This window comes from Streptomyces sp. NPDC001787, from assembly GCF_040297465.1.
Taxonomy (GTDB): Bacteria; Actinomycetota; Actinomycetes; order Streptomycetales; family Streptomycetaceae; genus Streptomyces.
Genome location: NZ_JBEOZE010000002.1, coordinates 1 through 25126 on the forward strand (window position 1 = coordinate 1; position 25126 = coordinate 25126).

Consider the following 25126-nt stretch of genomic DNA (forward strand, 5'->3'; position numbering starts at 1 on the left):
GGCGGCCCGCCCCGTCGGGCCCCCCCCGGCGCCCCCGGGGGGGCGGGCGTTGATGCCCCGGCGCGGGGGGGGGGGGGGGGCGGGGGGCCGGCCCGGGGGGGGGGGGGGGGGGGGCGCCCCCCCGCCCCCCCCTTCCCCGTACGCGTGCTCCCTACAGCACCTTCGACAGGAACGACTTCGTCCGGTCGTGCTGAGGGTTCGTCAGTACGTCGCGCGGGTGGCCCGCTTCGACCACCACGCCGTCGTCCATGAAGACCAGCGCGTCGCCCACCTCACGGGCGAAGCCCATCTCATGGGTGACGACGATCATGGTCATGCCGTCCTCGGCCAGCCCGCGCATGACGTCCAGGACATCCCCGACCAGCTCCGGGTCGAGCGCGGAGGTCGGCTCGTCGAAGAGCATCAGCTTCGGCTCCATGGCCAGCGCGCGGGCGATGGCCACCCGCTGCTGCTGACCGCCGGAGAGCTGCGAGGGGTAGTTCTTCGCCTTGTCGGCGAGCCCGACCCGGTCCAGCAGCCGTTCGGCGCGCGCGTGCGCGACGGCCCGTGTCTCGCCCTTGACCTGGACGGGGGCCTCCATGACGTTCTCGATGGCCGTCATGTGCGGGAACAGGTTGAAGCGCTGGAAGACCATGCCGATGTCCCGGCGCTTGCGGGCGACCTCGCTGTCCTTGAGCTCGTAGAGCCGGTCGCCCTTCTGGCGGTATCCGACCAGTTCGCCGTCGACCGAGAGCCGGCCCGCGCTGATCTTCTCCAGGTGGTTGATGCACCGCAGGAAGGTCGACTTGCCGGAACCGGACGGGCCGATCAGGCAGAAGACCTCACGCGGGGCGACCTCCAGGTCGATGCCCTTGAGGATGTGCGCGGAGCCGAAGGACTTGTGGACGCCCTCGGCCTTCACCATGGGGTTCATACCGAGCCTCCGTTCGGGCGTCCCAGTGACAGCACTCCGGCCTTGACCTTCTGGAACGGTGTGGCCGCCAGGCTCCGGCTGGAGCCCCGGGCGTAGTAGCGCTCCAGGTAGAACTGGCCGATGCTCAGGATCGAGGTGAGGATCATGTACCAGGCCGCGGCCAGGAACAGCATCTCCACCGTCGCCCCCGAGGTCTGCGAGACGTTCTGGGTCGAACGCAGCAGTTCGGTGTACTGGACGGCCACCGCCAGCGACGAGGTCTTGAGCATGTTGATGACCTCGTTGCCCGTCGGCGGCACGATCACGCGCATCGCCTGGGGGACCACGATCCGGCTCAGGGTCTTGCCGTGGCTCATGCCCAGCGCGTGGGCCGCCTCGGTCTGCCCCTCGTCGACGGACTGGAGCCCGGCCCGGCAGATCTCCGCCATGTACGCGGCCTCATTGAGCCCGAGGCCCAGCAGCGCACAGAGGAACGGGGTCATGAAGGACGACCACTCGTCCTTGTAGATCGGCCCGAGGTTGATGTACTCGAACACGATGCCGAGGTTGAACCAGACCAGGAGCTGTACGTAGACCGGGGTGCCGCGGAAGAACCAGATGTAGCCCCATGCGATCGAGGACGTCACCGGGTTCTTCGAGAGCCGCATCACCGCGAGCACGACGCCCAGCACCACACCGATGATCATCGCCAGCACGGTGATGATGACGGTGTTCTTCACGCCCTGGAGGATCTGGTCGTCGAAGAAGTAGTCCGGGATCGCGCTCCAGTTGATCTTCCCCTGGGCGAAGGCGTAGCCGAGTGCGGCCAGCAGGGCGATGGCGACGACGGCCGAGACGTACCGGCCGTAGTGCCGCACCGGGACGGCCTTGATGGCCATCGGTACGGGCGTGGGAGTGGAAGTGGGCGGCGTGTCGGCCGGCCCTGTCTTCTTGATGTCAGTCACAGGTGCTGCCTTTCAGCCCCGGTCTCCGCTCAGGACCCGCCGTTGATCTTGGCCTCGCTGACCGCTCCGGCCTCCACACCCCACTTGGCGATGATCTTCTCGTACTCGCCGCTCTTGATGATCGCGTCGAGCGCGGCCTGCACGGCCTTGGTCAGTTCCTTGTTGTCCTTGGCGACGGCGATGCCGTACGGGGCCGCCTCGACCTGCTCGCCGACCAGCTGGAAGTCGTTGCCGCCGCCGGAGGTCTTCACCGCGTACGCGGCCACCGGGAAGTCGGAGGAGCCGGCGTCCGCGCCGCCGCCGCGCAGGCGGGTCTGCGCCTCCAGGTCGTTGTCGAACGCCTCGATGGAGATCGTGCCCTTGCTGCCGCACTTCTCGTTCTCGGTCTTGGCCAGGTCGTGCGAGACCGTGCCGCGCTGGACCACGATCTTCTTGCCGCAGAGGTCCGACCAGGTCTTGATGCCCCTGTCGTCGCCCTTCTTGGTGTAGATCGAGACACCGGCGGTGAAGTAGTCGACGAAGTCGACGCCCTCGCCGACCTTCTTCCCGGTCTCGGAGTCGATGCCCTCCTGGCGGTCCTTGGTGTCGGTCATCGACGACATCGCCAGGTCGTAGCGCTTGGAACGCAGCCCGGTGAGCAGCGTGTCGAAAGTGCCGTTCTCGAAGGTGAACCTCACCCCGAGCTGCTTGCCGAGCGCGTCGCCGATGTCGGGGTCGATACCGACGGTCTTGCCGGACTTGTCCTTGAATTCGACCGGGGGGTAGGCGATGTCCGAACCGACCTTGATCTCGCCCTTGTCCCTGATCGCCTGCGGAAGCAGATCGGCGAGCGGGGCGTTCTCGGTGGTGTTCGTTTCGCCGCGCTTCTTGGTGGCGGAGTCGGTCTGGTCGCCACAGGCGGTCAGCAGCATGGTGCCGGCGACCGCGATGGCGCAAACCGCTGCAATCCGGGACTTCGCGGTCGTACGACAGGTGGTGCTTGCGGTCATGTCGGAGTCCTCCGGCAGGTGAAGGGGGGTGCTGAAAGGTGGACGCGCGCACAACTTCGAGTGTCGCCACCTTGTGTGATTACGGCATCTTGCCATTCGGATTACCCCATTCAGGGAGCCGGTCATGTCAAAATCGGGTAACGGGCGACCCCCGAACCTCAACTGGCCGGTACGTCAAGGCCGGACCATCTGTGGGAATTGCATCCTCCGGCCGGAGAATCTCCGGCACGTCTCGACCGGTGGACGACTTTTATGCCGCTTAGCGGACTTGTCCCGATATTCGACTATGAGTCACGTCACCGACTCGATATGGACTCGTCCGAGGCACTGTTCGTCAGGTAAAAAAGACGTTTACACCCCTCATCCGGGGCTCAGGGCGCGTGTGCGGCGCGCCCGCGCGTATGTAATCCCCCCTGCGGGAGCGGGCCAACCACTCTGCGCAGGCACGTACGCGGTGCCCGCCCACCCCTCCTCAACCAGGAGTGGCCACCCTCAAACGATGAAGACTTAAGGGGTCAACACCATGGCAGCGGAGATCGTCAATCCTCGCAGCGACAGCACTACTGACAGTGACATCCATCACGTGGACACCACAGCCGACGAGCCCTTCGATCCGGCCTTCGCCCTTCACCGCGGCGGGAAGATGGCCGTGCGGTCCACCGTCCCGATCCGGGACAAGGACGACCTCTCCCTCGCGTACACACCCGGCGTCGCCAAGGTGTGCAGCGCCATCGCCGAGAATCCCGAGCTCGTCCACGACTACACCTGGAAATCGCAGGTCGTGGCCGTCGTGACGGACGGCACCGCCGTTCTCGGTCTCGGTGACATCGGTCCCGAGGCGTCCCTCCCGGTGATGGAGGGCAAGGCGATCCTGTTCAAGCAGTTCGGCGGGGTCGACGCGGTGCCGATCGCGCTCGCCACCACCGACGCGGACGAGATCGTCGACACGGTCGTCCGGCTCGCGCCCTCCTTCGGCGGTGTGAACCTGGAGGACATCTCGGCCCCCCGGTGCTTCGAGATCGAGCGCAAGCTCCAGGAGCGCCTGGACATCCCCGTCTTCCACGACGACCAGCACGGCACCGCCGTCGTGACCCTCGCGGCCCTGCGGAACGCCGCGAAGCTGTCCGGGCGGACGCTCGGCGATCTGCGCGGGGTCATCTCCGGCGCCGGGGCGGCAGGGGTGGCCATCGCCAAGTTCCTGCTGGAGGCCGGGATCGGCGATATCGCCGTGGCCGACCGCAAGGGCATCGTCAGCCGGGACCGCGAGGACCTGACCGACGTCAAGCGGGAGCTGGCCGCGATCACCAACAGGGCGGGCATCTCCGGACCGTTGGAGTCGGCCCTGGCCGGTGCCGACGTGTTCATCGGTGTCTCCGGCGGTACGGTCCCGGAGGCGGCCGTCGCCTCGATGGCCCCGGGGGCGTACGTCTTCGCCATGGCCAACCCGAATCCCGAGGTCCACCCCGACATCGCGCACAAGTACGCGGCGGTGGTGGCGACCGGGCGTTCGGACTTCCCGAACCAGATCAACAACGTGCTGGCCTTCCCCGGAATCTTCGCCGGCGCGCTCCAGGTCCGGGCCTCCCGGATCACCGAGGGCATGAAGATCGCGGCGGCGAACGCGCTGGCCGACGTGGTCGGTGACGAACTGGCGGCGGACTACGTGATCCCGTCCCCGTTCGACGAGCGGGTCGCCCCGGCGGTGACCGCGGCCGTGGCCGCCGCCGCGCGGGCGGAGGGCGTCGCGCGCCGCTGACGTGGTGACAGGGGGTGGGGCGGGCCCGTGGCGTACGGGGCCGCCCCACCCCTTCCGTGTGCCGGTGGCGGGTGCCGCTGCCCGGCCCGTGCCCGTCCGTGACCCGGTCGTGTGCGGTGCTCCGGGGCGGGTTGGCGTGCGTCACACCGCCGGCCGGTTACGCCGCCGGGCTCCCCGCCCTATCGTCGAGCCATGTTCGCCGCCTACGCAGCCCGCATCGACCCCGACCAGCCCCTGAACGGCCTTGAGCTGGGTGAACGCCCGGCGCCCGAGGCGCGTCCCGGCTGGACCACCGTCGACGTCAGGGCCGCCTCCCTCAACCATCACGACCTCTGGTCCCTGCGCGGCGTGGGCCTCGCCGAGGACAAGCTGCCGATGATCCTCGGCTGTGACGCCGCCGGGGTCGACCAGGACGGCAACGAGGTCGTCCTGCACTCGGTGATCGGCCAGACGGGGCACGGGGTCGGCCCCGGCGAGACGCGGTCCATCCTCACCGAGCGCTACCAGGGCACCTTCGCCGAGCAGGTCACCGTGCCCAGCTGGAACGTGCTGCCCAAACCGAAGGAACTCACCTTCGAGCAGGCGGCCTGCCTGCCGACCGCCTGGCTCACCGCGTACCGGATGCTGTTCACCAACGCGGGAGTGCGCCCCGGCGATTCCGTGCTCGTCCAGGGCGCGGGCGGCGGTGTCGCCACCGCCGCCATCGTGCTCGGCAAGGCGGCCGGACTGAGGATGTTCGCCACCAGCCGGGACGAGGACAGGCGCGGGCGGGCCGTCGAGCTCGGCGCCGTGGAGGCGTACGAGTCCGGCGCCCGGCTTCCCCACCGCATGGACGCGGTCATCGAGACGGTCGGTGCCGCCACCTGGTCCCACTCGGTGAAGGCGCTGCGCCCCGGAGGCACGATCGTCATCTCCGGAGCCACCAGCGGTGACCGCCCCTCGCATGCCGAACTCACCCGGATCTTCTTCCTCGAACTGAAGGTCGTCGGCTCCACGATGGGCTCCAAGGACGAGCTGGAGGACCTGCTCGCCTTCTGCGCGGCGACCGGGGTGCGGCCCGTCATCGACGAGGTGCTGCCGCTGGACCGGGCCCGGGAGGGGTTCGAACGGATGGAGTCGGGAGAGCACTTCGGGAAGATCGTGCTCACCTCGTCCTGAGGGCCGTCCCTTCAGGGGCCGGAGGGGGCGGCTCAGGAAGGGCCCGCGGCGTCCTGGCCGACCCGCGTCAGTTCCATCGCCGCCCCCGCCACCGGGCTCATCCGGCGCTTGCGGAGGTCCAGGACGGGGGCCGGGGCCGAGAGGCCGTGTGAGGCCAGCAGATTCATCAGGGACCAGATCACGTCGGGGCGCCCCGCCAGGGAGAGCTCCCGGCCCTCGGGGGTGATGACCGCCGCGGCGGTGGTGCCGGCGAGCAGATTGGTGCGGGGCCAGTCGACGACGTACGAGCTGCCGGCCGGGTCCGCGTACAGGACGACCTCCCTGGTGCGGTGCAGCACCGCCAGATAGGTCATCGGGACCGTCAGCCTCCGGGCGGCCTCGAACGGCGGTGTGCCGTCCGCCGGATGGACGCGCAGCACCGTATCGAGGACCGGGCCGTGGTCCTGGAAGCTGTGCGTGGAGCGCATCTTGAGGAACCGGCCCCGCACCAGAACACCACCGCGGCGCGACCACCGCCGGCTGACGGACCCGAACGCCGCCCGTTCGCCCGGGAGCCGGTCCACGATCCACCGGGACTCCTCGCCCGGCTCGGTCACCGGCGCCGGTTCCTCGGGGAAGGAACGGTCCCGCTCGGCCACCGCGGTGTAGCGCGCCGCCGTGCGGGCGTCCAGGCGCCGGAGGTCGATCGTGTCGCCGGTCAGCTCGACGCCTCCCACCGACCGTGAGATCCGCATCTGCCGCAGCAGGCGGCCGGGGCGCCGGGTCGCCTCGCTCAGCCCGCCGTCGAGACCGGCCACCCGGCAGGTCCGGGTCCCCGCCAGCAGGGTGCTGCTGGGCCACAGGGGGGTGACCTTCCCATGGGGCGGCGGACCGGCGGGTCCGGAAGGCCCGGCCGGGGCGACGAGGACGGCCAGGCGGCCCGCCGTGACCGCTGACAGACACACGGACGGGACCCGCCACGAGCCCGTGATCTCGAACGATCCCGCCGGGACCTCCGCCCCGGCTTCCTCCGCCCCGTACACCCGCAGCCTCAGTGCGACCAGTGGGGTGAATTCGGCGGGGGTGTAGTCGCCCGGGTACGACGTGACGCCCGTCCCGCCCTCGGGGTCGTACCGCGCGAGTGACGCCTCCAGTACATCCGCGCGTACCAGCCGTGCCTGGGGATGGCCCTTCGGGGACTGCGGAGCCCACATCACGAAGGTCTCCTCGCCGTAGGAGAAGCCGCCGTCCTCGACCCGGTCGGCGCGCGTGATCCGGGGGAATCCGCGGCGCGTGAGGCTGGAGGCCAGGATGAGGACCAGGCCCGAGCCGACCAGCGCGGCGAGCAGCGGGATCCAGGCCCAGTCCTCGCCCTCGGTCCAGGCGACGCAGGCCACGACGTAGGCCAGGGGGACCGGGAAACAGCAGACCGTGGCGAAGAGAAGGCTGCCGGTCATCGCACCGGCGTAGCTACGCATGGTCCCGCCTCACCTCGTTCTCGCGCCCCGGCGGCACGGATCGCGCCCCGGGGTTGCTGTCCTCGGCCCATACTTCCGCCGCTCCCGCCCGGGCACCACCCTTCCGGAGGAACCCGGTCGGCGCGTCCTTCCCCGGCCCGGTCCGCCTCCAACCCGGCCCGGATCGCGGTCGCATGTTCCGTACCGTCCACCGACAGCCCCCGCCGCACGCACTCTTGATGGAGTGTCAGTTCTGCTGATGGGATCTGCCCATGCGAATCGGCAGAGCACTCGTGGCAGTCGTCGTCTCCTCCGTACTGGCGGCCGGGGCTCTCGCCCCCGCCGCGTCGGCGCGTCCCGCCCCCGACCGGCCGGGGAGCGGCATCCCGCGGCTGACCGACGACCGGGGCAGGGCCCTCACCCTGCGCGGCTGGAACGTCGAGGACAAGGCGAACAGCGGCGAGGCGGCCCTGACGGCCGTGACCGAGAAGCACTTCCGCGATCTGCGGGCCAAGGGGTTCAACTTCGCCCGGCTGCTGGTCTTCTGGGACGATCTGGAGCCGGAGCGGGGCCGGTACAGCGAACGGTATCTGCGCCGGATCGACCGGATCCTGGACTGGGCGCGGAAGTACCGTGTCCAGGTCCTCCTCGACGCCCACCAGGACGTCTTCGGCCCGGCCTTCGGCCACCGCGGCATCCCCGCCTGGGCCACCCGTACCGACGGGCTGCCGTTCACCCCGCACCCCGACGACTGGTTCGCCGAGTACTTCGAGCCGGCCGTCCAGCGGGCCTTCACCCACCTGTACGAGGACCCGGACCTGCGGCGCGCCCAGACCGACATGTGGCGGGTCCTCGCGGGCCGGTTCGCGCACCACCCGGCGGTCATCGGCTACGACCTGATCAACGAGCCGATGGGGGAGCTGCGGGAGGGCGAGGAGCTGCCCGGGGCCGCCCGCAGGATCGAGGCCGAGCAGCTCACCCCGATGTACAACAGGCTGGCCCGCGCGGTGCGTTCGGTCGACCGCGACACCTGGATCTTCGTCGAGCCCACGCCGATCGTGGGCGAGGGCGTACCCACCGGGCTGGGCCGGATCGAGGACCGCAGGGCCGTGTACGCCCCGCACTTCTACAACACGGCGATGGAGGCGGGCGCCGACTACGACCCCGGCGCCGGCTGGATCGAGTCGTACGAGGCCGCCGTGACCGCCTACCCGAGGGAGCGGCGCATGCCGGTCGTCGTCGGCGAATGGGGACCGCTGAACAACGGGCTCCCGCTGATGAACCGTTTCTACCGTGAGGCGGTCGCCTCGCTGAACCGCTACAGCTCCGGCTGGGCGGGCTATGTGTGGTGCTACGGGGGCGGCTACTGCGCCCTCGACGAGCAGGGCCGCTTCCGTACGAACAAGGAGCTGACCGCCACCCCGTACGCCCCGGCGGTCGCGGGCACGGTCCGCTCCGACACGTACGACGCGGATGCCCGGGTCTACCGGCTCACCTACACGGCGGCCCGGCGCGGTACGACGGAGATCTCGCTGCCGCCCTCGGCGCGGGGCTGGCGGGTCTCGGTGGACGGGCACGCCGTGGTCCGGGGGGACGCGCGGCACGGGGGCGAGCTGAGGGTCGTGGCGAGGGGCGGGGCGCGGGTGGGGGTGACGGTGCGCGAGAGTGGCGCCCATGGCTGAGATGAAGACCCCTGAGGGGCTGGTGCTGCGTTCCTGGCGGCCGGACGACGCCCCGGCCGTGCTGCGCGCCTTCGCGCCCGCCGGGATGTCCCGCCAGTCGGCCCGTCCCGTCACGACCCCGGCCGAGGCCCTGGAGTGGGTGGCGGACCGGGAGCGGGAGCGCGCGGCCGGGACCGGCTACGCCTGGGCCGTCGTGGGGGAGGGCGAGGTGCTCGGGTGCGTGACCGTGGGTGCGGTGAACCGCGTCCACGACACGGGCTGGGTCTCGTACTGGACGGCCGGACCCGCCCGGGGGAGGGGTGTCGCCGGGGCGGGCGTACGGGCGCTCGCGCGCTGGGCCTTCGGCGACCTCGGACTGTTCCGGCTCGAACTGGGGCACCGGACGAACAATCCGGCCTCCTGCCGGGTCGCCGGGCGGGCCGGGTTCGCGGTGGAGGGGATCGAGCGGGGCAAGCTGCGGTACGGCGAGGAGCGGTTCGACGTGGAGCGGCACGCCCGTCTCGCGACCGATTCTGTCAACGACGGTTGACGAGATGGCTATGTCAACGTAGGTTGACGGCATGACCGAAGCAACGGATCTGGCCGCACGCGCCGGTGACCGTGACCCGCGTGTCGGGCTGCGGGCCGTCGCCGCGCTGCGGCGTCTGCTGGAACAACTCGAAGCCGTACAGGTCAGGAGCGCCCGCGCCCAGGGCTGGTCGTGGCAGGAGATCGCGGCCGAGCTGGGTGTCAGCCGGCAGGCCGTGCACAAGAAGTACGGGAGGCTTTGATGTTCGAGCGATTCACCAAGGGCGCCCGAGCCGTCGTGACCGGTGCCGTCGCCCAGGCCGAGCGGGCCGGTGCCGGCTCGGTCGCCGAGGAGCATCTGCTCCTCGCCCTGCTGGAACAGAGGGGCGGCCGGGCCGCCTTCGCCGTCGCGGCGCTCGGCCTCACCGACCGCCGTGGCCCGCTGGAGTCCTCGCTCGCCGATGCCCGTCGGCGCGGAGGCCTGACCAGGGCCGACACGGACGCGCTCGCCGGGATCGGGATCGATGTCGACGAGATCGTGTCCCGTGTGGAAGGGGCGCACGGCGAGGGCGCGCTCGCCGGTGACCGGACGAGCCGCCGGTGGTGGTCCGGGCGCCGCCCGTTCACCCCGGGCGCGAAGACCATCCTGGAGAAGTCGCTGAGGGTCGCCCTCGGGCGCGGCGACCGCTTCATCGGCGAGGAGCACCTGCTGCTGGCGCTCACCGCCACCCCCGGGACGGTCGCGGACGTCCTCGCCGAGCACGGGGCGACCTACGCGACCGTGGAGCGTGCCCTGTACGGGGCCGGGGGAGCGGACCGGCACGGCGGAGGGCCGCGGGCGGAGGCGGGCTGACCCGCACCCCGCCCCGGCCTCACCGCCCCGCCCGCACCCCGGCCGTGTGGGGCGGGGTGCGGCCGGGGTGTGGCCGGGGTACGGGTCGTCCCTCGGCCGTCAGCCCCTGTCGCGGCCGTCGGCGCGGTCGTCCTCGCCCGCGGAGCCGCCCTCGCGCAGCAGCGAGCCGATGTGCGCCGCCGCCGTACCCAGGTGGCGGCGGGCCTCGGTGAGCTGCTCCTCCGTGACGCCGTGGTCCCGTGCCGCGTCGCGGATGTCGTCGCGGAAGCGGTCCAGGAGCCGGTCCAGGTCGCGGGCCGGGTCGCCGGTGGTGGCCGTGTCCCGGCCCCACTCGGGGTCCGCTCCGGCGGCCCCGGCCGCCGCGGTGGTCCCGGTGTCCTCGGGCCTGCCGAAGGGGGACCAGTTGCCCGTCCTGGCGAATCCGCCGAGCTGGCCGGTGATCTCGGCCAGGCCCTCGCGCACGCCGGCGGGCCAGTCGCCCCGCGCGAAGTGCTCCTGGACCTGGCGTGCGGCGTTCTGCATCTGGTCGCGCGCCTTCTCGTGGGCCTCCTGGGCCTGGCGGCGGGCCTGCTGGGCGTCCTCGCGGGCGCGCCGGGACTCGTCCTTCGCGCGGCGGGTCTGCTCCTTCCACTCCTGCTTGGCCTTGCGCAGCTCTTCCTTCGCCGTGCGCCATGCCTCGCTGTCGCCCAGGTCCCCCAGGTCGCCGAACGGGTAGGGGCGGGACCCCTTGGCGCCCTTGCCGCCCGGTGTTCCGCCGCCCGGGGTGTGCCGGGACTCGGACGCGGCGGCCCGCATCTCGCTGCGCAGCTTGCCCGCCGCTCCACGGACGTCGTCGCGGATCTCGGCGGCCAGCTCGGAGACGGAATCGCGGATCTCCAGCTCCAGATCGGCCAGTTCGCCGCCGCGCCCCGCCAGTTCGGCGCGTCCCGCGTCGGTGATCGAGTAGACCTTGCGGCCGCCCTCGGTGGCGTGGGTGACCAGGCCCTCCGCCTCCAGCTTGGCCAGGCGCGGGTAGACGGTGCCCGCCGAGGGCGCGTACAGGCCCTGGAAACGTTCCTCCAGGAGCCGGATCACCTCGTAGCCGTGACGCGGGGCCTCGTCCAGCAGCTTCAGCAGGTAGAGGCGCAGACGGCCGTGGGCGAATACGGGGGGCATCTCAGAGAACCTTTCCGGTCGGCTCGGTGTCGTGCGGTTCTTCCTCGGCCTGCGGGCGGCGCAGCAGGGCGATCGAACCGGATGCGGTCATCGCCCGCAGAGTCCCGGTCCCGGCGCCGAGGGTGCCGGTGATCTTCTTGGCCCCCCACTGTCCGCCGACCCGCAGGTCCTCGAAGGCGCTGGACAGGGAGCCGCTCGCGGTGTTCGCCTCGACCGTCGCGTCCGCCGGGTGCGGCAGCCTGATGGCGATCTCGCCGGAGACCGTGGTCAGCCGGATGTCGGTGGGCCGTCCGGACGGGTCGAGGTCCAGGATCATGCCACCGCTGACGGACTCGGCGCGTACGGAGGTCCCGGCGCCGTCGACCACGGTCAGATCGCCGGAGACGGACTGGAAACGGAGATCGCCGGTGACGTCCTGGGCCTCCAGATTCCCGGACACCGTCTCGGCGGTCACCTTGCCGGTGAGGCCCGACACACTGGTGTCCCCGCTGACCCCGCGCACGTCGGTGCGTCCCCGGATTCCGGAGACGACGGCCTCGGCGCCGACCACCGCGACCTGAACGGCACAGTCGGCGGGCACGACGACGGAGACGACGGCCCTGCGGCGCCAGCCCTTGTCCTCAAGCCACTTGTGGAGGCCCTTCCAGTGCAGGTCCTCGTAGGCGACGGTCAGGGTGCCGTCCTGCTGGGTCACCACGAGCGGCGGGCCCTCCAGCGCGGAGATCTCCAGCCGGGCGGACGGCTCCTCGCTGCCGACCACGTTGACGGTGCCGTTGACGACGCGCACCTGGAGCGTGGTCACCGGTTCGTCGAAGGCGAGCTTCTGCGGCTCGGCGACGGCCCACGTCGACACAGGCATGGATATGACCTCCCGGAGAGCGTGGTGACGCAACATATCGCGTCTCGTGTCGAACACGATATATCGCGGATTGGTGAAGTCAAGCGTGATCGGTGGAGCCGCCGATCGCCCGAACGCCCAGAGGTGTCGCTCAAATAGCGTCATACATGGGCAAATTGCCCTAGCGTGTGAGGCATGAACGCGACATCCGTGGGGGCGCTGCTGCTGTGCCGGGCCGACCCCGAGACCGTACGGCCCCTGGCTCACCTCCTGCGCGAGCCGATGCTGCTCACCCCGGCGGGCGACGAGTGGAGCGCACTCGTACCGGAGGGGAAGCCCTGGAAGGGCACGGGGCGGGCGGGCGCGGACACCGAGGCGGACGGGGCGGCCGAGCCCGTCGACCGGGTGCTCGGCGGCTGGGCCGCGGCGCTCGCGGTCGGCTCCGCCTGGCCGGTGCTGGCCCTGTGGTGGGACGGCGACCGGGCCGGCTACACACTGGCCGCCGGGTTCCGCCGCCCGGTCGGCTACATCTGGCTCGCCGACGGCACTCCGGCGGGCGAGGGCGAGGCCATGCGCACCTTCGCCGCACGGCTCGGCCTCGACCCCGTCCTGGACCTCCAGGCGCTGGAGGAACTGACCCTGCCGGACCCCGACGCGGACGCCGGCGCCCGGCTGACCGGACTGCTCGCCGTGCTCACCCGCACCGGACTGACCCTGCCGCCGGGCCTCGGCCCCGGCGAGTCCGCCGACCGGCTGCGCGGTGTGGCCGAGGTGCTGCCGGGGACGGAACGCGTGGAGTGGGCGGGCTGGCGCGACGCCGTACGCGTGGAACTGGACGCGGTCGAGAACAGCCGCCTCGGCCCCTGGGTGCGCGGCCCCGGGGCCCGAGCGCTGGCCGTGGCCGAGGTCGCGGCCGGGCTGCCGCTCCTGCTGTGGGGCGCACGCCGGCGCAGCGGAGGCTGGGCCGCGGCCGGGGCGGTGCTGCTGGTGCAGGGCGCGCTGGGTATCGCGTACCACCGCGTCCGCGGGACCCGGCCGCCCGGGGGCCAGGGGCGGGAATAGCGCCGGGGGCGGGAACGGCGCCGGACGGGACAGCGCCCGGGACCGGGTCGCGTACGGAGCCGGGCCCGGTACGGAGCCGGGTCAGGGGGCAGGGGTCAGGGGTGGCGGGCGGGGCGGAGGGCGAAGGCCCCGGCTACGCGTCCTCGTCGTCCTCGTCGTCCAGCCGTGCCAGCCAGGTCGCGAGGCGCTCGACGGGCACCTCGAAGTCGGGGTTGAGGTCGACGAACGTACGCAGCTGCTCGGCGAGCCACTCGAAAGTGACCTCCTCCTCGCCGCGCCGCTTCTCCAGTTCCTCGATGCCACGGTCGGTGAAGTACAAGACGTGCTCCTGTTGCGTACGGAAGTTCTCCCCTCAGGGTATGGGGTCGCCGGAAGCGGCCGGATCTCGACTGTGCGAAGTGGTTCCCCCTCGCCTGCCGGGGTGCCGGACAGTAATCTTGTCGGCCGGATCAAGTCAGCGCCGGGGCACCTGCCTTGACGTGCGGATCGGGGGAGCCGTGAGTGGTCGTGTCCGTCGTATCGATCTCGGTGACGGCAAGATCGTCTATGCCAGGGTCAGCGCGGCCGAGGGGTACGGGTCGTCCGACCGGGACGTCGGCGTGGCCGACGCCGCCGCGGCCAGGCTGGAGCAGCTCAACGAGCTGATCGCCCGGGTCGGCGGCACCGTCCTGGACGCCGCGGCCGCGGTCAAGCCGCACGAGGCCTCGGTCACCTTCGGGGTGGAGCTGAGCACCAAGTCCGGCAAGGCGCTCGCCATCCTCGCGGACGGCGAGGCCAAGGCGTCCGTGCAGGTCTCCCTCACCTGGCGGCTGGGCGAGCGGGACCCGGAGGGGCCGGCCGGCACGGATGTCTGACGGCCTTCCCGACCTCGACGCACTCGTCCGGGCGGCCACCGTTCACTTCCTGCCGCCGGAACCGGACCAGGACCGGATGTGGGGCAGTGGCTTCTTCGTCGCGCCCGGCTGGATCCTGACCGCCGCGCATGTGCTCCTCCCGTATGTGCGGGAGGACCAGGGCCGGCGCTTCAGGGTGGCCGGTGACCAGCGGCAGCACGGCATCGCCCCGGCCCCGGCACGGCTGGAGCAGTGGCTCGTGGGTGACCCGTGGAGCGATCACGTCCCGGCCCAGCGCGATCTGGCCCTGGTGCGGCTGCTCGACGACACGGTCGAGCACGAGTGCGTCTGGCTCAGCGACCAGATGGTCTCCAGCGGCGGTGACCGGGTGGCGTTCGGTTTCCGGCCGACCCCGGACGAGGCCGAGGAGGACATCAGTCCGTACGGGCTCTGGCGCGGCGCGGTCAAGGCGAACGTCGACGACGGGGCACTCGCCGTCCGGTTCGAGTCCCTGGCCGAATTCCCTCCGGGTGTCTCGGGCGGACCGGTACTGGATCCCGCCACCGGCGCCGTGCTGGAGATCGTGAAGTCCGGCCGCGCGGAGCAGGACGGCGGACGGGCCGTGTCCGCCGCAGCCCTGCGCCGGTTCGGCGTGCTGTACCGCGAGGTCATGGACGCCCATGACCGCTGGCACCACGGCCGCCGGGCCGACACCGGCAGCTGGACCTCCCACCAGGGCCGGCTCGTCGGCGGGGGCTCCGGCGCCGACGCCGAACAGTGGTCCCCCGAGGACCGGGTGAACGCGCTGAACCACCTCGCGGGCCTGGCCACGCCCCTGGCGGGCGATGCCGCGGGGCTCGCCCGCCACGTGCGCAACGAACGGCTGCCGCACACCGTGCCGGCGCCCCTGACCTGGCGTGACGGGCACGGGCTGCTCTACCGGGGCGACGGCACCCCGCTCCCGGCGTACGTCTTCATGCACTACCTGCGGCTCGTCGGCGAACTCACCCGCGGCTACGGGGGCGACACGAGCGGGCTCGACGACTGGCTGGACGGGCGGCTGCGCAGGCTGCCCCCGCACCTGCGGCGGCTGGTGGAACAGGCCCGGCTGCCGGAGAGGGACAGCACGGAGCGTGTCGTCATCCCCTACCCCGGCCTCGCCGACCCGGCCCACATCGTCGTCGTCGAACTCGACGAACTGCCCTACGGGACCCTGCACTGGCAGATCAGGATCGACGACGGCAGCGGCGACCACGAGATCTTCGCCTCGGAGACCGACCCGAACGGCGTGGCGCCCGGCCGGCTCCGCGTCAACCTGCGCGAACACCTCGCCGAGGCATTCCAGTTCGCCGACATGGCGAGCGGGGTGCCCGCACCCTGCGAAGTCGTCGTACCCGCCGGGTACTTCGACACCCCCGTACACCGGTGGCAGCTCGCCGACGACGCGCGCCTGGGCGACCCCGCCCACCTTCCGGTCGGGGTGAGGCGGCGGATCGTCCTGCGCAACGTGGACCGCCGGGGGGAGCCGGACGCCGGCTGGTCGGACCGCTGGAGTGCGGCGGCCGGCCGCGGACCGCTCACGGCGAGCCGGGTGCCGCCCGCCGGACAGCCGCCCCGGAGCAGGCACTTCGCCGAGATCCAGCCCTCCGGCATCCCCGTGCTGTGCCATCCCGCGAGCCGGGGCATCGGCCGCAAGGCCATCGAGTTCGCCTTCGAGACGGGCCACGGCATCGCCCTGTGGCGCATCGACGGCCATGACCGGGGCCCCTGCGACAGCGACTGCGAGGACCTGCACAAGGGGGTCGCCGAACTGCTGGCGCGCACCGAGTCGCTCCCCGAACTCCCCGACCGGCTGCGGCGCATCAGAGAAGAGATCCACGAGAACCGGACGACGGGGCACTGGGCCGAATCCGTCGCCGTCATGTACGACGACCCCCGACGCCCGGTGCCGGAGCGACCCGTGGGACCGGTGGACTCACCATGACGACTTGGCCGGAAATCAGCTTTGGCCGGGCCTTACGGGGGTACATTCCCGTGGGCCCATTGCGGGCGTTGCCTGCCCCCGTCGGCCAGAGCGCGGGAAGTCACCGACCGCCGACGAGGAGCGAGAAATGAGCAACTGGCTGATTTACCGGGGTGAGGGAGAGCCCGCCCCGGAACGGATCGGCGAGCTTCCGCCCCCGCCGCCCTGGCGCGACTTCACCGGTGAGCCGACCGGGCTCCCGGTCCCCGACCCGGACTCCTCGACGAAGCGGCGCCTCGGCGGGCGCCCCCTGCTCCCCGTCCAGGACGAGGACGCGATCCAGCTCATCAACGCCGCCCTGTATCTGCGGCGACCGCTCCTGGTGACCGGCGAGCCCGGCTCCGGCAAGAGCACGCTCGCCCACGCCGTCGCCCGGGAGCTGGGCCTGGGCCGGGTCCTGCAGTGGTCCGTCGTCAGCCGTACGGAGCTGAAGCAGGGGCTGTACGAGTACGACGCGATCGGCCGGCTCCAGGACGCCCAGCTCTCCCGCGAACGCGGCGCGGGCGAGGGCGACATCGGCGAGTACATCAAGCTCGGCCCGCTCGGCACGGCGCTCCTCCCGGCGGAACGCCCGCGGGTGCTGCTCATCGACGAGCTCGACAAGAGCGACATCGACCTGCCGAACGACCTGCTGAACGTGCTGGAGGAGGGCGAGTTCCGCATCCCCGAACTGGAGCGCACCGCCAAGCGCGAGGGACACGCGCCCGTCACCGTCCTGGACGACGACGGCCGCAGTGTGCCCGTCGTCGACGGAAGGGTGCGCTGCCGCGCCTTCCCCTTCGTCGTGATGACGAGCAACGGCGAGCGCGACTTCCCCAAGCCCCTGCTGCGCCGCTGCATCCGGCTCAATCTGGAACCACCGCGCAACGAAAGGCTCGCCGCGCTGGTGCACGCCCACTTCGGGGAGGGCGCGCACGAGGCCAACCGGGACCTTCTGGAGAGCTTCAGCCGGGGCGACGACGAGGGGCTGCGGCCGACCGACGAACTGCTCAACGCGATCTTCCTCACCCAGCACACCGCACGGGAGGCAGGCAGCCGGCGGGACAGCATCGCCCGGCTGCTGATGCGTCCCCTGGAGCAGCACCCCCAGCAGCGGTGACGCCGCGATGAACTCCGCCTCCCGCAGGGCAGCCGGCGCTGAGCACGGCGTGCTCACCGCCCTGGTCGCCCGGCTCCGGGAGGCCGAATTCAGCACCACCGCCGAAGAGGTGGCCGACGCGCTGTGGCTCGCCCGCTGGGTCGGGCCCGCCACCTGGCCGGACGGGCCGTCGGCCCCGGCCGCGGCGGAGCCCCCGCCCGGCGACCCGGCGACCGGGAACATCGCGGCGCCGGATCCGGTGGCACCGCTCGTCCGCGGCCCGGCGGCACCGGCCGAGGGGCTCGCCGCGCTGCGCGCCCCGGCCACGGACGGCGAGGGAACCGACGGCACCGGCACACGGCAGGGCGGCTCTCCGGTACGGGTCCCCACCGCGCCCACCCTGCCCGACCCGCTCGCCCTCCAGCGCGCGCTGCGCCCCCTGCAGCGGTTCCGCCCGCCCGCCCGCCCGGCGGGCGGACTCCTCGACGAGAAGGCCACCGCGCAGCGCGCGGCCGAGACCGGCCTGACCGTGCCGGTGCTGCGCCCCGCGCGCCGCCGGGTGGCCCGAGCCCAGCTGCTCATGGACGTCTCCTCCTCGACCATGGTGTGGGAGCAGACCCTCGACGAACTGCGGGAGGTCCTCGAACGCGCCGGTGCCTTCCGCGAGGTGCGCGTCCACTATCTGCACGAGGACCCGGACGGCGCCCCGGGCGCCGCCACCACGGCCACCGCCGGCCCGGCCGAGCTGCGGCCCCCGGCCCAGTTCACCGACCCCACCGGACGGCAGATCACGCTGCTGTTCAGCGACTGCGCCGGACCGATGTGGCGCAACGGCGCCATGCACCGGCTGCTCCACCGCTGGGCGGCCGCCATGCCGGTCGCCGTCGTCCAGCCGCTGCCGCAGCGGATGTGGCGCAACACCCATCTGCCCGCCCGGCCGGGACTGCTGCGCAGGCCCGAAGGGCCCGCGGGGCGGCTGGAGTTCCTCTCCCCGGGGCAGACGCCCCGGCACGCGGTGGCCGTTCCGGTGCTGGCGCCCCATCACCTGCCCCTGCGGACCTGGGCCCGGCTGCTGTCGGGGACCGGCGAACTGACGCTGCGGGCGGCGGCGGCCTGGGTCGGCCCGGACCCGCGCCCCGCCCCCGCCCCGGCCCGCCGGGCCGCCGACGTACCGGCCCGGGAACGGGTCCGGGCGTTCCGCCGCCATGCCTCGCCCGCCGCGGTCCGGCTCGCCCAGTGGCTGACCACCACCCCGCTGGAACTTCCGGTGATGCAGCACCTCCAGCGGGCCATGCTGCCCGACAGCGGTCCCGACGTACTCGCGGAAGTGCTGCTCGGGGGGCTGCTCACTCGTCTCGACGGAGGACCCGGCAGCCCCGCCTACGCGTTCCGCGACGGTGTCTGGGCCGAGCTGTACCAACGGCTGGCACCCGGCGACCCGGATCTGGCGCTCAAGCACCTCTCCCGCTACATCGAGGGGCGCTGGGGGCGCACGGCCCGCAACTTCCCCGCGATGGCGGTGGCCTATCTGGAGGGCAGCGTGGAGCCGCCCCGGCCGCCGGACGGTTCCCCGGACGACCCGCTGCTGCGGGAGTTCGCCGTCGTCTCCACCCGGGTGCTGCGCCGCTCGCTGCCCCGGCCCGTCACCGCCGCCACGGAGCACACCGACTCGCCCGGTGACGCGGCGGCGGAGGCGCGGGCACGGCTGGAGCGGTTCCGGCTGCAGGGCACCGCCCGGGACCTGGACGCCGGAATCGCGCTGCTCGGCTCGGCGTCCGGGGCCGAGCGCCGCCGCCCGGAACAGGCCGAGCTGTACGCGTCCCTGGCCTCGGCCCTCGTCGAGCGGTGGGAGGCGCGCAGGCTCGGTGAAGACCTCCAGGGCGCCCTCCAGGCCGCGGAACAGGCCGTGCCCACCGTGACCCGGGCCTACCGGACCATGGGCGACGTGCTGGTGAGGATGGCCGAGGAGGTGGCGGCGGCCGGGGCGGACACGGACGCGGTGCCCGGCCGGTACCGGCAGCGTGCCGCCGCGCCGGGGCAGACGGCGGACGCGGACTCCGTGCGCTTCCTGCTGCTGGACGACGCACAGCGGGCGCTGGCGGAGGCGGTCGCCGGGGGCGGCGCGGTCGCCAGGACCGCCGCGATCGTCCGCGCCCGGGTGCTCCAGGAGCTGGCCGGTGACTTCGCGGAGCAGGCCCTGCGGCTGCACAGCCCGCCGCCCGAAGATCCCCAGGAGTGGTATTCGGCCATGATGCTCCGGTCGATCGGCGTGCTGGACACGCTGGTCGAGGCGGACCCCGTACCGCCCTCGTCGCTGTACCTGCGCGGCCGGTCCTACATCATGCTCGCCCGCCGGCTGGCGGGGACGACGGACAGCGGCCCGGCCACCGACCCCGAGCGGGTACGGGACGCCGCCCGGCGCGCCCGCGCCGACCTGACCGAGTCGCTGGCCCGGATGGCGCACCTGCTCACCGGCGACCGGGACGGCGAGGAGCCGCGGCCCGAGGCCGCCGCGCACTGGCAGCCCGACCCCGCCGACCTCGTCGACGGCTGGGCCGCGCTGGCACAGGCCCATGAGCTGGCCTGGACCGGCCTCGACACGGAGACGGGCCTGGTGCACGCCCTGCGGGCGCTCACCGAGGCGCGGGCCGCCGCCGAGAACCTGCCGGCCGGCTCCCGGCGCGAACTGCTGATCCTCCGCTGCCTGGAGGCGAAGGCGTCCATCGAGAGCCGGCGCTTCCACGAGGGCATGGACTCCCCGGACGAGGCGCTCGACCGGGCCGTCGAGGCCTGGGCGGAGGTCTGGTCCCGGACGCCCGCCGACAGCCCCTGGGAGCCCGGGAACCTCCAGATATACGGCCTCACCCTGCTGCGCCGGGCACAGCAGAACAGGTCCGAGGAGGATCTGCGCGAGACGGTCCGGCTGCTGCGCCAGTCCGTGGCGGGCACCTCGGAGAACAGCCCGGATCTCGCCGCGCGGAGAATGAACCTGGGCCTGGCGCTGCTGTTCCGCTTCCGGCTCGTGGGAGCCCTGGTCGACCTGTACGAGGCCGACTGGATATTGGGAGCGGCGGCCCGCGGGGCCGTCTCGGGCGATGTCGCGGCCTCCGCCCACGCCGTCCGCGGCCAGGTGGCTCTGGAACTCGGCCGGGCGGTCGGGGCCGAAGTGCGGTTCACCGAGGCCGCGGCCTACTTCAAGCAGGCCGCGGACCGCGCGCTCGCCGCCGGATCGCCCGTCATGGCCGCCGCCCATCTGATGGACCGGGCCAGGACGCTGGAGCGGATCGCCGGTCCCGACCGGGCGCTCACCGAGTACCACCGCGCACTCGATGTCCTCACTGAGCACGGCGGGGAGCACGGCCGGGTCGCGGACCGGATCAGGGAGAACGTACGGCGCCTCGAATCGGGTGACGCATGACGTTGCCGCCCGACGACAGCAGCACGCCCCTGCCCTCCTTCGGGTCCCTGGCCGCCCTCGTCGACCGCGGCGGCGCGACCGGACACCCGGTGCTGGACGCGGTCCTGGCGGGACTGCGCGACCGGTCCGCCGAGTCCGGGCCGTGCGTGGCGTACTACGAGGACGCCCCATGACGGCGGACACCACGGCGGGCCCCGTTCCGCACTGGCCGCACCGGGCGCTGGACGCCTCCAACCTGACCCCGGTCCCGCTGCGGCAGTTCGTGCTCAAGGTGCACAGCCGGTGCAACCTCGCCTGCGACTACTGCTACATCTACCGCAGCCCCGACACCAGCTGGCGCGAGCGCCCGGCGCGGGTGGCGGAGGAGACCATGGCCCGCGCCGCCGACCGCATCGGCGAGCATGCCGCCGCCCACGGCCTGGACCGCATCCGGGTCGAACTGCACGGCGGCGAACCCCTGCTGGCGGGCCCCGGGCCGCTGCTCGCGTACACCCGCGCGGTACGCCGGGCGGTGCCCGCGGACTGCGAGGTGCTGCCCACCGTGCAGACCAACGGCACGCTGCTGACCGGCACCGTCCTCGACCGGCTCGGTGACGAGGGCATCCGGGTGGGCCTCAGCCTCGACGGCGGGAACGCCCGCCTCGACGGCCGGCGCCTGGGCCACGACGGAAGGCCCTCCTGGCCCGCCGCGTCCCGCGCCGCCGCCCTGCTCGCCCGGCGCGGTGCGCAGTACGCGGGCATCCTCAGCACCATCGACCTCGCCGGAGACCCGCGCGAGGTCTACACCTCGCTGCTCGCCCTGGACCCGCCCGGACTGGACTTCCTGCTGCCGCACGCCAACTGGGGCACGCCCCCGGCGGGGAAGCGGCCCGCCCGCCCCGGACGGCACCGGCCGCACCCGGCACCGTACGGGCAGTGGCTCGCCGAGGTCTTCGACCTGTGGTGGCACGCGGACGGGCTGCGGACGAGGGTCCGGCTGTTCACGGAGATACTGGCCCTGCTGCTGGGCAGCCGGAGCACCGCCGAGGCGGTCGGTCTCTCCCCGATGGCGGCGATCGTGGTCGACACGGACGGTGCGATCGAGCAGGTCGACTCGCTCAAGAGCGCCTACGCGGGCGCCCCCGAGACCGGCCTGGACGTCTTCGCCAACTCCTTCGACCAGGCGCTGCGCCACCCCGGAGTCGCGGCACGGCAGCTGGGTGAACAGGGGCTCGCGCCGGAGTGCCGGGGCTGCCCGGTGCTCCGGGTGTGCGGCGGCGGCAACTACGCGCACCGATACGCCCCGAACAGCGGCTTTCTGCACCCCAGCGTCTACTGTGCCGACCTCGAACACCTCATACGGCACATCGCCCGGCGCCTGTGTGACGCGGGAGACAATGGTCACTGTTCGCCAACCTGCCCTCACTGAGCGGAATCTGACGCACAATCGAAGAGCTTGCGCACAAAGTTGAACACTTGCGTCGAGGGAGTACCGGGATGACGGAGGATTCCGACCACGTCACGGTCGTGTTCGCGGGACAGAGTGAGTCCTGGGCCAAATGGGTGGAGGAGGAGTGCGAGACGGCGGGCATCGCCACGAACCTCGTCCGCTGGGACCCCCTGCGCAAGCCGCCGGAGGGCCGGGCCCTCACCGACCTGCTCGCCGCCCCCGGCCGGGTCCTGCTCGTGCTGGACGACTGGTACCTGCGCTTCGACGCGGGCCGCTACCGGGCCTGGGCCGATGTGCTCCGGCAGGTGCTCCCCGCCCACCGGGCACAGATCGCGGCCATCTCCGTCACCCCGCACAGCCTGCCAGAGGCGGCACGTGAGCTGGACCCCGTCGGCCTCTACGGGGTGGGGCGCGAGGAGGCCAAGCAGCGCCTGCTGACCGCCTGCGGGCTCGTCCTGGACCAGCACTCCGGGGTCGACCTCGACCGGGGGCTGCGCTTCCCGGACGAGCCGCCGCCCGTGTCCAACGTGGAGCGCCGCAACCGCCGCTTCACCGGTCGCCGCCAGGTCCTGGACCGGGTGCACCGGCTGCTGAACGACCGTACGGCGCCGGCCGCGCAGACCGCCCCCGCGCCGGTGGCGGTGCACGGAGCGGGCGGAATCGGCAAGACCGAGGTGGCGCGGGAGTACGCGCACCGTTACGCCGGCGAGTACGACGCCATCTGGTGGATCAGGGCCCACACCCCGCTCATGGCGCGCGAGGACTTCGCCGCGCTGGCCAAGGAGCTGCGCACCGGGGACGGCGACGAACTGCGCGGGCTCATCGCCGCCGCCCAGCGCCGCCTCGCCGCGTCACGGCAGCGCTGGCTCATCGTGTTCGACGGGGCGGACAGCCCGGACGAGCTGGCCGGACTGCTGCCCAGGGGCCCCGGCCACGTACTGATCACCACGCGCGACACCTCCTGGTCCTCCCACGGGGCGGAGCTCGTCGAACTGCCCCGCTTCGAACGCGAGGAGAGCATCGCCTTCGCCTGCCGCCGGGCGCCGAGGATCACCGAGGAGGACGCCGACCGGCTGGCCGACGTGGTCGAGGACCTGCCGATCCTCATCGACCAGATGGCCGCCTGGCTGGAGGCGTATCCCCTCACCGACGTCGCCCGCTACGTCCAGGACATCCGCGAGGGCGACCCCAACATCCTGGACGTCATGCCGTCCGGCGGCGAGGCGCAGCGGTTCCAGGCCGTGTGGTCCACCACGCTGAACACCCTCGGCGAGGACGCGCCGCAGGCCCATGAACTCCTCAAGCTGCTGGCCCACTTCTCCGCCGACACCGTGCCGGTCCGGCTGCTCCGGTCGGCCAGGGCCTCCGACCTGCCCAGCCATCTGGCGCGCCTGGTCAGCGAACCCAGCAACTGGAACTCGGCCCTGCGCAGGCTCTCCGAGACCACGTCCATGCGGCTGGAGTACGAGACGGGCCCCCAGGACGACATCCTCACCGTGGGCACCCTGCGCATGCACCGGCTCTTCCACCGCTTCGTCCGCAGCACCCTGTCGGCCCGCGACCGCAAGCAGGCGTCCGAGACCGCCTGCCGGGTCCTGGTCGCCGCCGACCCCCGGGACCCGACGTCCCCCCGCCACTGGCAGCGCTACGCCGATCTGATCCCCCATCTGGAACCCTCGGGCGCGCTGGAGTCGGCCGACGAGGACGTACGGAGCCTCGTCCTCAACTGCGTCGAGTACCTCCGGATGCGGGGCGAGTACGGCGACGGCTGGACGATCACCAGGAAGGCGCTGGACCACTGGCGGGCCGACTCGGGCCCCACCGACCGCACCGTCCTGGTCGCCACCCACCAGTACGCCAACATGCTGCGCAGGCTGGGGCGTTACGCCGATGCCGAGGGCGTCGGACGCGACATCCTCGACCGGCTCTCCGCGGACCCGGACGTGCAGGACATCGAGCTGCTGCGGGCCATGAACGGCCTCGGCGGCACACTGACGGCCCTCGGGCGGTACGACGAGGCGCGGTCCCTCTACGAGGACGCCACGGCCCGCGCGGTGCGCAGGCTCGGGGACAGCACTGTGCCGCGCACCCTCGCCATCCGCAGCAACCTCGCCCAGGCCATCGCCCTTCAGGGGCGGTACGCGGAGTCCCTGGACCAGCACCGGGCGATCCTGGAGGCACGCGTGGGGCTGCTCGGCCCCCGTAACGCCCTCACCCTGCTGTCCGCCCTGTACACCGCCTGGACCCTGCGCCTGCTGGGCCGCTACCGCGAGGCGCTCGTGATCCAGGAGCGCAACACCTGGCTGCACGGCCAAGTGCTCGACCGGGAGCACTCCCAGACCCTCCAGGCCCAGCACAACCTCGCCCTGTGCCGGCGCAGGGAGGGCGATCTGGAGTACGCCCACGCCATGATGCGCCGGGTCCGCGACAAGGTGACCGGCCGCCGGGGCGGACACCACCCCGAGACGCTGCTGATCTCCACCGACTACGCCATGCTGCTGCGGGAGATGGGCCGGTTCGACGAGGCGCTGGAGATCGCCGAGTCGACCGCCCGGCTGTACGCCACCCAGCTCGGCGAGGACCACCCCTACGCGATCGGCAGCCGGGCCAACCGCGGTGTCGTCCTGCGCGATCTGGGCTATCACAGCTCCGCCCTGGCGATCGGCGAGGAGACGACGGAGGGCATGGCACGCGTGCTCGGCGAGGACCACCCCTGGAGCATCGGCTGCGCCCTGAACGCGACCGCCGCACGGGCGGCGACGGGCGACCCGCAGGGCGCGGTGGACCTCGGCCGCGCCGCGCTGGGACGGGCCCGCGTGGGGGTCGGGCTCGGGCACGCCCTCACGGTCGGCCTGGAGGTGGGGCTGGCCCTGGACCTGCGGGCGGCGGGCCGGACGGAGGAGGCCGCAAAGCTGGCCGAGGAGACACTGGGCCGGCTCATTGCCTCCCTCGGGCGGACACACCGCACGGTGCGCGCGGTGGCCGCGGGGGAGCGCCCGTACTGGGACTTCGAGCCCCAGCCGATCTGATTCCGTACCGCACAACGGGCTCC

21 protein-coding genes are annotated in these 25126 nt (G+C 72.7%); 14 read left to right on the forward strand and 7 right to left on the reverse strand.

Annotated elements, in window-relative coordinates; all coding sequences use genetic code 11:
- Positions 1–151 precede the first annotated feature (151 nt).
- Genes ABT170_RS02720 through ABT170_RS02730 form a run of 3 tightly spaced genes read right to left on the reverse strand, consistent with a single transcriptional unit; the run spans position 152 to position 2846 of the window.
- On the reverse strand, positions 152–913 hold the full coding sequence (locus tag ABT170_RS02720; protein WP_329942054.1) for an amino acid ABC transporter ATP-binding protein: 762 nt from the start codon (positions 911–913) through the stop codon (positions 152–154).
- Positions 910–1857, reverse strand: coding sequence for an amino acid ABC transporter permease (locus ABT170_RS02725; RefSeq protein WP_329942055.1), 948 nt, complete (start codon positions 1855–1857; stop codon positions 910–912). The genes ABT170_RS02720 and ABT170_RS02725 overlap by 4 nt, the downstream gene beginning before the upstream one ends.
- A gap of 29 nt (positions 1858–1886) precedes the next feature.
- On the reverse strand, positions 1887–2846 hold the full coding sequence (locus tag ABT170_RS02730) for an ABC transporter substrate-binding protein (RefSeq protein WP_329942056.1): 960 nt from the start codon (positions 2844–2846) through the stop codon (positions 1887–1889).
- 523 nt (positions 2847–3369) lie between these two features.
- Between ABT170_RS02730 and ABT170_RS02735 the strand changes: the two genes are divergently transcribed.
- A complete protein-coding gene (locus ABT170_RS02735) occupies positions 3370–4602 on the forward strand; it encodes an NAD(P)-dependent malic enzyme (protein ID WP_329942057.1) in 1233 nt (410 codons plus the stop codon).
- A 192-nt stretch (positions 4603–4794) separates the two neighbouring features.
- Positions 4795–5760, forward strand: coding sequence for a zinc-binding dehydrogenase (locus tag ABT170_RS02740; RefSeq protein ID WP_329942058.1), 966 nt, complete (start codon positions 4795–4797; stop codon positions 5758–5760).
- Between the two features lie 32 nt (positions 5761–5792).
- Here ABT170_RS02740 and ABT170_RS02745 read toward each other — a convergent pair whose 3' ends face one another.
- The gene (locus ABT170_RS02745) at positions 5793–7217 is read right to left on the reverse strand and encodes a hypothetical protein (RefSeq protein ID WP_351863613.1); all 1425 of its coding nucleotides are present in this window, start codon (positions 7215–7217) and stop codon (positions 5793–5795) included.
- Between the two features lie 251 nt (positions 7218–7468).
- On the opposite strand from ABT170_RS02745, the gene ABT170_RS02750 reads away from it, so the two are divergent.
- The 4 genes from ABT170_RS02750 to ABT170_RS02765 are packed head-to-tail and all read left to right on the forward strand — an operon-like array spanning position 7469 to position 10238.
- Positions 7469–8878, forward strand: coding sequence for a cellulase family glycosylhydrolase (locus tag ABT170_RS02750; protein ID WP_351863614.1), 1410 nt, complete (start codon positions 7469–7471; stop codon positions 8876–8878).
- Positions 8871–9407 carry a GNAT family N-acetyltransferase gene (locus tag ABT170_RS02755; RefSeq protein ID WP_351863615.1) on the forward strand — a complete coding sequence of 179 codons (537 nt, stop codon included), beginning with the start codon at positions 8871–8873 and terminating at the stop codon, positions 9405–9407. The genes ABT170_RS02750 and ABT170_RS02755 overlap by 8 nt, the downstream gene beginning before the upstream one ends.
- Before the next feature lie 31 nt (positions 9408–9438).
- Complete coding sequence (locus ABT170_RS02760; protein ID WP_329942062.1) at positions 9439–9648, forward strand: helix-turn-helix domain-containing protein; 210 nt, start codon at positions 9439–9441, stop codon at positions 9646–9648.
- Positions 9648–10238 carry a Clp protease N-terminal domain-containing protein gene (locus ABT170_RS02765; protein ID WP_329942063.1) on the forward strand — a complete coding sequence of 197 codons (591 nt, stop codon included), beginning with the start codon at positions 9648–9650 and terminating at the stop codon, positions 10236–10238. The genes ABT170_RS02760 and ABT170_RS02765 overlap by 1 nt, the downstream gene beginning before the upstream one ends.
- Before the next feature lie 99 nt (positions 10239–10337).
- Here the strand turns inward: ABT170_RS02765 and ABT170_RS02770 are convergent, their stop codons facing one another.
- Entirely contained in the window at positions 10338–11393 is a 1056-nt protein-coding gene (locus ABT170_RS02770; RefSeq protein ID WP_351863617.1) for a PadR family transcriptional regulator, read from the reverse strand.
- 1 nt (position 11394) lies between these two features.
- On the reverse strand, positions 11395–12252 hold the full coding sequence (locus ABT170_RS02775; protein ID WP_329942065.1) for a DUF4097 family beta strand repeat-containing protein: 858 nt from the start codon (positions 12250–12252) through the stop codon (positions 11395–11397).
- A gap of 174 nt (positions 12253–12426) precedes the next feature.
- Here ABT170_RS02775 and ABT170_RS02780 point away from each other — a divergent pair, with 174 nt between their 5' ends.
- Complete coding sequence (locus tag ABT170_RS02780) at positions 12427–13293, forward strand: hypothetical protein (RefSeq protein WP_351863619.1); 867 nt, start codon at positions 12427–12429, stop codon at positions 13291–13293.
- Positions 13294–13426: 133 nt separating this feature from the next.
- On the opposite strand, the gene ABT170_RS02785 is transcribed toward ABT170_RS02780, so the two are convergent.
- On the reverse strand, positions 13427–13612 hold the full coding sequence (locus tag ABT170_RS02785; protein ID WP_003966321.1) for a DUF6104 family protein: 186 nt from the start codon (positions 13610–13612) through the stop codon (positions 13427–13429).
- A gap of 178 nt (positions 13613–13790) precedes the next feature.
- Between ABT170_RS02785 and ABT170_RS02790 the strand changes: the two genes are divergently transcribed.
- From ABT170_RS02790 to fxsT, 7 genes are all read left to right on the forward strand, one after another.
- A complete protein-coding gene (locus ABT170_RS02790; protein ID WP_266923778.1) occupies positions 13791–14147 on the forward strand; it encodes a CU044_2847 family protein in 357 nt (118 codons plus the stop codon).
- The gene (locus ABT170_RS02795) at positions 14140–16110 is read left to right on the forward strand and encodes a VMAP-C domain-containing protein (RefSeq protein ID WP_329942067.1); all 1971 of its coding nucleotides are present in this window, start codon (positions 14140–14142) and stop codon (positions 16108–16110) included. The genes ABT170_RS02790 and ABT170_RS02795 overlap by 8 nt, the downstream gene beginning before the upstream one ends.
- 127 nt (positions 16111–16237) lie before the next feature.
- Positions 16238–17248 (forward strand): AAA family ATPase, encoded by a 1011-nt coding sequence (locus ABT170_RS02800; protein ID WP_329942068.1) that lies wholly within the window; start codon positions 16238–16240, stop codon positions 17246–17248.
- 7 nt (positions 17249–17255) lie between these two features.
- On the forward strand, positions 17256–20645 hold the full coding sequence (locus ABT170_RS02805; RefSeq protein ID WP_351863622.1) for an SAV_2336 N-terminal domain-related protein: 3390 nt from the start codon (positions 17256–17258) through the stop codon (positions 20643–20645).
- Positions 20642–20818 (forward strand): YxD-tail cyclophane-containing RiPP peptide, encoded by a 177-nt coding sequence (locus ABT170_RS02810; RefSeq protein WP_266923785.1) that lies wholly within the window; start codon positions 20642–20644, stop codon positions 20816–20818. Before ABT170_RS02805 ends, ABT170_RS02810 begins: the two co-directional genes overlap by 4 nt.
- Positions 20815–22053, forward strand: coding sequence for an FxsB family cyclophane-forming radical SAM/SPASM peptide maturase (locus ABT170_RS02815; RefSeq protein WP_351863624.1), 1239 nt, complete (start codon positions 20815–20817; stop codon positions 22051–22053). The genes ABT170_RS02810 and ABT170_RS02815 overlap by 4 nt, the downstream gene beginning before the upstream one ends.
- A 68-nt stretch (positions 22054–22121) precedes the next feature.
- Complete coding sequence (gene fxsT, locus ABT170_RS02820; RefSeq protein ID WP_351863626.1) at positions 22122–25103, forward strand: FxSxx-COOH system tetratricopeptide repeat protein; 2982 nt, start codon at positions 22122–22124, stop codon at positions 25101–25103.
- Positions 25104–25126 lie beyond the last annotated feature (23 nt).

Excerpts from the sequence above, each read along its gene's own strand:
- ABT170_RS02775 (WP_329942065.1), bottom strand. The coding sequence starts at position 12,252 with ATGCCTGTGTCGACGTGGGCCGTCGCCGAGCCGCAGAAGCTCGCCTTC.
- ABT170_RS02745 (WP_351863613.1), bottom strand. The coding sequence starts at position 7,217 with ATGCGTAGCTACGCCGGTGCGATGACCGGCAGCCTTCTCTTCGCCACG.
- ABT170_RS02720 (WP_329942054.1), bottom strand. The coding sequence starts at position 913 with ATGAACCCCATGGTGAAGGCCGAGGGCGTCCACAAGTCCTTCGGCTCC.
- ABT170_RS02760 (WP_329942062.1), top strand. The coding sequence starts at position 9,439 with ATGACCGAAGCAACGGATCTGGCCGCACGCGCCGGTGACCGTGACCCG.
- ABT170_RS02805 (WP_351863622.1), top strand. The coding sequence starts at position 17,256 with ATGAACTCCGCCTCCCGCAGGGCAGCCGGCGCTGAGCACGGCGTGCTC.
- ABT170_RS02815 (WP_351863624.1), top strand. The coding sequence starts at position 20,815 with ATGACGGCGGACACCACGGCGGGCCCCGTTCCGCACTGGCCGCACCGG.
- ABT170_RS02765 (WP_329942063.1), top strand. The coding sequence starts at position 9,648 with ATGTTCGAGCGATTCACCAAGGGCGCCCGAGCCGTCGTGACCGGTGCC.
- ABT170_RS02755 (WP_351863615.1), top strand. The coding sequence starts at position 8,871 with ATGGCTGAGATGAAGACCCCTGAGGGGCTGGTGCTGCGTTCCTGGCGG.
- ABT170_RS02795 (WP_329942067.1), top strand. The coding sequence starts at position 14,140 with ATGTCTGACGGCCTTCCCGACCTCGACGCACTCGTCCGGGCGGCCACC.
- ABT170_RS02810 (WP_266923785.1), top strand. The coding sequence starts at position 20,642 with ATGACGTTGCCGCCCGACGACAGCAGCACGCCCCTGCCCTCCTTCGGG.
- ABT170_RS02750 (WP_351863614.1), top strand. The coding sequence starts at position 7,469 with ATGCGAATCGGCAGAGCACTCGTGGCAGTCGTCGTCTCCTCCGTACTG.
- ABT170_RS02780 (WP_351863619.1), top strand. The coding sequence starts at position 12,427 with ATGAACGCGACATCCGTGGGGGCGCTGCTGCTGTGCCGGGCCGACCCC.
- ABT170_RS02770 (WP_351863617.1), bottom strand. The coding sequence starts at position 11,393 with ATGCCCCCCGTATTCGCCCACGGCCGTCTGCGCCTCTACCTGCTGAAG.
- ABT170_RS02735 (WP_329942057.1), top strand. The coding sequence starts at position 3,370 with ATGGCAGCGGAGATCGTCAATCCTCGCAGCGACAGCACTACTGACAGT.
- ABT170_RS02800 (WP_329942068.1), top strand. The coding sequence starts at position 16,238 with ATGAGCAACTGGCTGATTTACCGGGGTGAGGGAGAGCCCGCCCCGGAA.
- ABT170_RS02730 (WP_329942056.1), bottom strand. The coding sequence starts at position 2,846 with ATGACCGCAAGCACCACCTGTCGTACGACCGCGAAGTCCCGGATTGCA.
- ABT170_RS02740 (WP_329942058.1), top strand. The coding sequence starts at position 4,795 with ATGTTCGCCGCCTACGCAGCCCGCATCGACCCCGACCAGCCCCTGAAC.
- fxsT (WP_351863626.1), top strand. The coding sequence starts at position 22,122 with ATGACGGAGGATTCCGACCACGTCACGGTCGTGTTCGCGGGACAGAGT.